Annotated in this window: 7 protein-coding genes; 5 read left to right on the top strand and 2 right to left on the bottom strand. The window is 31.3% G+C overall.

The features are described from left to right. Positions 1-266: 266 nt before the first annotated feature. Together HGI79_RS18040 and HGI79_RS18045 are read left to right on the top strand one after the other, a co-directional pair. Positions 267-542: a metal-sensing transcriptional repressor gene (locus tag HGI79_RS18040; protein WP_185652075.1), complete on the top strand. Its 276-nt coding sequence runs from the start codon at positions 267-269 to the stop codon at positions 540-542. 25 nt (positions 543-567) lie between these two features. Beyond that, on the top strand, positions 568-2,442 hold the full coding sequence (locus tag HGI79_RS18045) for a cation-translocating P-type ATPase (protein WP_313885231.1): 1,875 nt from the start codon (positions 568-570) through the stop codon (positions 2,440-2,442). 618 nt (positions 2,443-3,060) lie between these two features. On the opposite strand, the gene HGI79_RS18050 is transcribed toward HGI79_RS18045, so the two are convergent. Next, positions 3,061-3,366, bottom strand: coding sequence for a 4Fe-4S dicluster domain-containing protein (locus HGI79_RS18050; RefSeq protein ID WP_313885232.1), 306 nt, complete (start codon positions 3,364-3,366; stop codon positions 3,061-3,063). A gap of 243 nt (positions 3,367-3,609) precedes the next feature. On the opposite strand from HGI79_RS18050, the gene HGI79_RS18055 reads away from it, so the two are divergent. The 3 genes from HGI79_RS18055 (at position 3,610) to HGI79_RS18065 (ending at position 6,637) form a co-directional block, all read left to right on the top strand. Continuing rightward, positions 3,610-3,915, top strand: a complete 306-nt coding sequence (locus HGI79_RS18055; RefSeq protein ID WP_185652076.1) for a hypothetical protein — start codon at positions 3,610-3,612, stop codon at positions 3,913-3,915. A 211-nt stretch (positions 3,916-4,126) separates the two neighbouring features. Next, a complete protein-coding gene (locus HGI79_RS23745; protein ID WP_185652077.1) occupies positions 4,127-4,738 on the top strand; it encodes a zinc dependent phospholipase C family protein in 612 nt (203 codons plus the stop codon). Positions 4,739-5,344: 606 nt separating this feature from the next. Continuing rightward, complete coding sequence (locus tag HGI79_RS18065; RefSeq protein WP_185652078.1) at positions 5,345-6,637, top strand: phenylacetate--CoA ligase family protein; 1,293 nt, start codon at positions 5,345-5,347, stop codon at positions 6,635-6,637. A gap of 154 nt (positions 6,638-6,791) precedes the next feature. On the opposite strand, the gene HGI79_RS18070 is transcribed toward HGI79_RS18065, so the two are convergent. After that, positions 6,792-7,802 carry a ketoacyl-ACP synthase III gene (locus tag HGI79_RS18070; RefSeq protein WP_185652079.1) on the bottom strand — a complete coding sequence of 337 codons (1,011 nt, stop codon included), beginning with the start codon at positions 7,800-7,802 and terminating at the stop codon, positions 6,792-6,794. Positions 7,803-7,925 lie beyond the last annotated feature (123 nt).

A 7,925-nucleotide genomic window follows, 5' to 3' on the forward strand; every position in this document is an offset into this window, starting at 1 on the left:
TCAGAGATTTAGATAAGTATTTGTTTATAGTAAAGAGTATTCAATTATAAGGGTTGAATGCTCTTTATTTATTTAACAGCATAATTTATACTGGCATAATGACATAAATGCTAATGGAATATCAAAAATCTAATTCCTAACCTACGAAATAGTATTAAATTTGAAATAAATATATATTAAAATAATTAAATTCTTAAATTTTATTGATAATATCTATCAATTATGATACCCTATAGGGGTATAATGTATATTAAGGAGGTTTAAGAATGAAAGAGTGTATGGATATTCCAGCTGTTAGAGCAAGACTTAAACGTATTGAAGGTCAGATACGTGGTATAGCAGATATGGTAGAAAAAGATATCCCATGCGACCAGATTCTGATACAAATAGGTGCAGCAAAAGCAGCATTACATAAGGTCGGACAAGTTGTATTAGAAGGTCATTTACAACATTGTGTTATAGATGGGGTCAAGAATGGAGACGCTGAAAAAACACTAAAAGATCTAGCTAATGCTATTGAACATTTTTCACGTATGGTCTAATAATTCTAAGTTGGGAGTGGTTATAGTGAATAAAATAAAAGAATGGATTATGGATGATGAACAGCGAACTATAGTATTTACGGTAATCTCCGGATTATCATTATTTATTAGTTTTTTTGGAGGCTTAAAAAATATAATACCTTTTGATATAGCTTGGATAGCAATTATTCTTTGTGGACTGCCAATAATAAAGGGTGCCATAGTTGGCTTAATTACAGAGTTTGATATTCGTGCTGATGTGCTTGTTTCAATTGCACTTATTGCATCAATTATAATAGGTGAGACATTTGCTGCTGGTGAGGTGGCATTTATTATGACAATTGGATCTATCTTAGAAGAAATTACTGCACGTAAAGCACAGGAAGGACTTGAAAAAATTGTACGTCTTACCCCTAGAACTGCTCGTATAGTCAAAGATGGAGTAGAAACAATAATTTCAGCTGAGGAAGTAAAAATTGGTGATATCTTGCGTGTACTTCCTGGTGAAACAGTAGCAGTAGATGGTGTAATTATATCTGGACAGACATCTATAAATCAGTCAGTAATGACTGGAGAATCTCTTCCTATTGATAAGTCATCAGGTGATGAAGTATTCAGCGGAACAGTCAATCAATTTGGGTCCTTTGACATGAGGGCAACAAAGGTAGGAGAAGACAGTTCTTTGCAGCGAATGATAAAATTAGTAGAATCAGCAGATGCAAGCAAAGCTAAAATTGTAAGATTAACTGATCGATGGGCAACCTGGATTGTTATAATAGCACTTGTATCAGCACTAGCAGCGTGGATGGTAACTGGAGAAATTATCCGTGGAGTAACAATTTTAGTAGTATTTTGTCCGTGTGCATTAGTACTTGCCACTCCAACAGCTATTATGGCTGCTATAGGAAATGCTACACGTTTTGGAATTTTGGTACGTTCTGGTGACGCCTTGGAACGTCTTGCTACAGTAAAACGAATTGCTTTTGATAAAACCGGTACTCTAACTTATGGAAATCCGGAAGTGGTTTCTGTAGAAACTTTTTCATCTGATTTTTCACAGGAAGATCTATTAAAAATAACAGCCGTGACGGAAAAACGGTCAGAACATCCATTAGGACGTGCTGTATTAAGACATGCCACAGCACTTGGATTAAATTTACAAGAGCCAGATGACTTTCATATGATTCCGGGTCGTGGAGTTAAGGCCAGTGTTGGTGGTAAAGATGTATTAGCAGGTAATCTAGAACTTCTTGAGGAACATGATATAACGGTACCCAATGAAATATTTTCGGCTGCATCATTACATAGAAATGTAGGCTGTACTATTATTTTTATAGCAATGGATAAAAAAATTATTGGATTTATAGCTTTATCTGATACATTACGTAATGATGCGTATAAAATGATTGAACTTATTCATAACAAAGGTATTAAAACTATCTTACTTACAGGTGATAACAAGCAAGCAGCATCTAATATAGCAGAAAAAGTTGGTATAACAGATATAGAAGCTGAATTGCTGCCAGAAAATAAAATGACCATAATAGATAATTTGCAACGTGAACATAGTGAAAATATTTGTATGGTAGGGGATGGTATTAATGATGCACCAGCATTAAAAATGGCATTTGTAAGTGTAGCAATGGGCAGAATAGGTAGTGATATAGCTATAGATGCAGCAGATATTACACTTGTAAGTGATGATATTCAACGCATTCCATATTTGATACAACTTTCGAAAAAAACAATGCGAAAAATTAATTTCAATATAGCCTTGGCTATGATACTTAACTTTGTTGCCATAGCATTAGCTGCATTAGGAATACTAGGACCTGTTGCAGGTGCATTAGTGCATAATGTAGGCTCAGTTTTTGTAGTATTAAATTCTGCACTATTATTAAGGGGAAAAGAGCAGAATTAAGTTCAGATTCTGACATCAAATTTTAATACTTTTCTAATGAGTCGTGGTGTATAAAATTCAACTTATACTCTAGTATAGGTACGGAACTTTTAAATTTAATTTATTCCACATAGCATATTACTAGATTATGCCACTGATAAATAGTTTAAGCAAGTCTAAGCCTTAAATTAGCAGAAAAGCTAAGGACTTTGATAAACTCGCTTACGCTCAAACAGTATCAAAGTACTAAGCTTTTCTACTAATTTGAGCCCAAGACTTGATAATAAACTATTTAAATGTGGCAGAATCTAGTAATATGCTATGCTCCATAAATTAAATTTAAAAGTTCCAAATCTATATAGGGTTCCTGCAGGTCAACTTAACTTATACTAGGGAATATAATGACAATTCTGAAGATCATTTAAATACTTTTCTTTATAGTCTTAGTGAAGTATTTGAAAAGGAGTTTAGACCTTTAGATATGTTCGAGGGTCGCGAGTTTATCAAAGGTCTTAACTACTTTTCAAATACAAGCTTTAGACTATAAAAAAGTATTTATGGTATCGAAGAATTATCATTATATTCCTGGGTATATGTAAAGTTTTAGGCTTGGAACCCTATATTACCATTATTTATCGGTTAAACATTTTTATGTTTGGCATAAAATTCATTATAACTTTTAAGTTCTCTTCTTAAAAGACTAGGAGTATCAAGCTTATATGGACAATGATTTTTGCAGTTACCACATTCTATGCAATTATTTATTAGCTCCATTTTTTCTTTAAAGTTATCTTCTAAGAAACCTTGGTATGGAGCTCTGCCTAGAAGAAGCGTTATTCTCGCTGAGGTAGGAATTTCAATTCCGGCAGGGCAATGAAATAGTTGAAAATATAAACATGTATAACAATGTTGATATAAAGTGAAACTTGAATCAGATGAGAGTATAAGAGCAGGTAGTCATCGGATAAATAACAGTAAGAGGTCGTGATAAATTTACAAAAACAATCCTTGTGGACTAAGAGTTTTTAGGTATTTGTAATGATAATTGGCCCTTTTCTAGGACTTACTACTATAGCTCATTATAGCTTTAATATACTTTTTATTATATGTTCAATATATTCTGCATTATCTTTTTTATGTGGAAACTTTACGCATATACCAAAATCCACCGGTAAAAGAAATACTGAGATGAATAAATCTCTGAATTTAAAGAGCTTTTTTGAGCCAAGTGCAACGACTATATCTGTTATTGGTGCTCTTACCGCCTTTGCTTATGCAGGAATAACTACATTTTCTTCCATATATGCAAAGCAAATTGGAATGGGGATCGGGGCCTTTATACTAGGCATAATAGCTTCATATACAAGCTATCGTTCAATGTACATTTTCACTGCTGTAATTGTGGTGTGCTCAGCTTTGATTTATTATGCTTTATATCATAGAAAAATGATTAAGGAAGATTATTATATAAAAGAGTTATCAAAAGCGGAATAAGGGTTTTAGAGAAATAGTATTTTATAAACATCACTTTAGGTTCATCCAGAGTGGTGTTTTTTTCATTCTATCTTTGGAGTCCATAAAATGTTAAATTGTCTAAAATTCGGGCTTTACATTGTTTTATCTAAAACTTAACCTAAATCTGCATTCCAAAATTGCTTAATATAAATATTATTATATTAGGAGTATAAGAGAAGAGGGGTTAAGTTTGATAATCAATACACATTTATTATTTTCAAGGATTATATACAAACATTGTTTAAAAAAATTAGATTTTAAGTTACACAAAAGTACTTTTCTATATGGAAGTATAAAACCTGACATTTTTTGTAATCACTCTAAAGAATCTCATACTTTAGATGAAACTATAAATATTGTATCTGAATATTCCGATGAATTAATTAATAACGAATCTAATATTAAGCAGTTCTCAATGACTTTAGGAGTAATATGTCATTATATATGTGACTATTTCTGTCTGTATCACTCAGAAGAGTATAGTAATAAAAACATTTTCAAGCATCTTATATATGAAATAATTCTTCACATTAGTTTATTAATTCTTATTATAAGAGGCAAACTGAAATTTGTTAATAATAGAAACTTACCACAAAGAAATATATTGTCAATTATATTTCACATGCAAAAAAGGTATTTTCAAAAGAGGAAGTCGTTTCTAAGAGATATAACCTATGCATTGTCAACAATAACTTGGGTAACGGAATCAATAATTTATTTTAGTATCAATAAATCTAAAAATTACGCGGAAAATAAAGCCGAGATTTATGAATTACCCAAAGCTATAGATAGGATAGTGTGAAAATAGATGTTTTGCTTATGCTTTTACCTGGGGTAAATGGAAAAACTTCTCGGGGAAGTATTGGATAAAAAGTACACGTAGGGTATAGTTCTTACATGTACTTTTTTTATATAGTATATGTTTTTAATTTCTATAACTGTGTTAGCATAGTTTAAATCTATCTTATATTTATTGAGCAAATATACTTTAATCAAATATCTGAACGTGTTAGGGGTCTTATTGGAAATATAAAGCAAAATACATTTAGACAACTGAGACTTGTAAATAACTTACTGGATATTACAAGACTAAATTCAGGGCGATTTAAATTAAATATGAAAAATATTGATATAGTTTTTTTAACTAAAGTTATTATAGAATCAGTAAGAATATATGCAGATCAGAAGAATATAAGGTACATAAAATTGTCATAGTGTTTTTATTATATTAAGCATAATTATTAATGTGATTTAAAAAAATCCTACATGTATTTTGAATTCTGAGACAGTTCCTAATTTTCTATACAAATTTGTAAAAAACTTTATAAAAAGCTAAACTAAAGAAAAAAATGGTCGATAGTTACTACATAAAATTAATTATATAATCACCTAAAGGAGGGATACATTCATGAATAGTCTAGAAGAGAAGTTAACAAGAGATGAGATTCGTGAAATTCAGACAAAAAAATTAAAAAATATAGTGAAATATGTTTATAAAAATGTACCATTTTATAAAAATAAATTTAATCAAATAGGATTAATGCCAGATGATATAAAATCATTAGAAGATGTTAAATTATTGCCATTTACGACAAAACAGGATTTAAGAGATAGTTATCCTTATGGAATGTTTGCTGTGCCTATGAACAAAATTGTAAGAATTCATGCTTCTTCTGGAACCACTGGCACACAGACTGTGGTAGGATATACAAAAGAAGATATTAAAATATGGTCAAAGCTAATAGAAACAACCTTAAGAAGATATGGTGTAACTCCAAATGATATAGTTCAGATTTCTTATGGATATGGATTATTTACTGGTGGATTGGGAATTCACTATGGTGTTGAACGCTTGGGAGCTTCAGTTATACCTATATCAGGAGGAAATACTGAGAAACAGATACTAACAATGAAGAATTTTGGGGTCACTGTACTGGCATGTACTCCATCCTATGCTCTTCATATATATGACACCATGGTAAGAATGGGTATATCACCTGAAGAGTTGAAGTTAAGAATAGGTATCTTTGGGGCTGAACAATGGTCTGATGAAATGAGAAAAAATATTGAAAAAAAGTTCAAATTTAAGGCATATGATATATATGGATTAAGCGAAATAATGGGTCCTGGAGTGGCTGGTGAGTGTTTTGTTCAAAAGGGACTTCATATTAATGAAGACTATTTCCTTCCAGAAATAATTAATACTAAAACTCTAAACCAGGCTGAAGCTGGAGAACAGGGAGAATTAGTTTTTACAACTTTAACAAAGGAAGGAATTCCTCTTATAAGGTATAGAACTAGGGATATATCAGCACTGGATTACAAAGAATGTCAGTGTGGCTGTTCTTTTGTTAAGATGACCAGAATAGAAGGCAGAAGTGATGATATGATGATTATACGAGGAGTAAATGTCTACCCAATGCAAATTGAGAAGATACTTCTTGATTTTGAGGAATTGACACCTCATTATACATTGACTATAGATAGAAAAAACAATCTTGACCAGTTAACAATTTCCGTGGAAATGCCTAATGGTGTGGACTCTTATGGAAAAGAACATTTATGGGCTTTACAAAAAAGTATCAACAGTAAAATACATAATATGTTACAAGTATCTTGTAACATAGATTTAGTTAACCCAAATACTCTTATACGAAGTGAAGGAAAAGCTAGTAGAATAGTGGATAGAAGAGTCATATAATAAAGTGAAACTTGAATCAGATGGGAGTATTAGAGCGGGTAGTCATCGGATAAATAAGTTTTTGTGGTACTTACAAAGAAAAATTTGTCTCCAAAATGTGTTAGTTAAAATCTAACACATTTTGAGACGAATTTTTTTTAATTAAGTATGTGTATTAAAATTGATATAGCAGGGAACACATAGCAACTCCTGCTCCTACGGAACAGAATACTGCTTTTGTATTCTCATTTATAGTTTTATTTTCAAGTGTTTCATGTAAAGCAAGTATTGGACTGGTGGTTCCCGTGTAACCATACTTATGGCCGATATATGTAAATCTTTCTTCATAGTCTTTAATATTTAGTAATTTAGCGGTTTCTGTTATGAATTCCTTAGAATATTGTGACAAAAAGAAATATTTAATTTCATCTATAGAAAAATTATATTCAGCTTTAAACTCGTCTATGGCCTTACTCCATTCTGGTGCAAAAAAATCAAGATGAAATGGAGTCCATTGCTGTTTCTTATAGTATTCATTTGTTGTATCAAAACGAGCTTTAGTAAGACCACACGCAGGGGAAACAATAGTATTGTAATATTCGGATTTAGTACAGTATTTAGAATCCAATATGCCTCTAGGGCTATCTTCTTCAATACATTGAAGAATTACTGCGGCACCAGCGTCTCCAGAGGTTGGGTAGGTATATTTACAATCTTCTCTGGCAATAGAAGATGATAGTAAGCCTCCTGCTACAAGTGCATATTTTATATTTTTACTTGTTTTCATGTAACGGCTTATTTGATCCATTGCCACTACCATTCCAACACAATTTGAATTTAAATCGTAGACAGTATGTGCATTTAATGCCTGTAATTCATGATTTATTATAAGAGCATTGGAAGGAGATAGATATTCTGGTGTGTCAGAAGAGAATATTATAGCATCAAGTTCATCGGCGGATATACCGGCATTCTCAAGTGCCTTTTTTGAAGCCTCTATAGACATTGTTAGGGCGTTTTCTTTATCATTATCCACAAGATATCTTTCTTTTCTTCCTAATTTATCTAAAAAATCAGTGATATCTTTTCCGCTCTTTTTAAAATGTTCTATATAATAACTATTGTCCACTTTGGTGGAAGGGTGATATATACCTGTCCCAATAATATTAACGTTTTTATATTTCATAGTATGTTCCTCCTGAAATTTTAGTATTAATAAAAATAGTCATAAGAGATATTTCGTTTATTTTTTAGTTAAATACAAAATTTAATATGGTTAAATTTTGGTATAATCTATTATATATTATAC

Source organism: Clostridium sp. DJ247, from assembly GCF_014231265.1.

Coding starts and splice junctions, on each gene's coding strand:
- HGI79_RS18040 (WP_185652075.1), top strand. CDS start 267: ATGAAAGAGTGTATGGATATTCCAGCTGTTAGAGCAAGACTTAAACGT.
- HGI79_RS18055 (WP_185652076.1), top strand. CDS start 3,610: ATGAATAAATCTCTGAATTTAAAGAGCTTTTTTGAGCCAAGTGCAACG.
- HGI79_RS18065 (WP_185652078.1), top strand. CDS start 5,345: ATGAATAGTCTAGAAGAGAAGTTAACAAGAGATGAGATTCGTGAAATT.
- HGI79_RS18070 (WP_185652079.1), bottom strand. CDS start 7,802: ATGAAATATAAAAACGTTAATATTATTGGGACAGGTATATATCACCCT.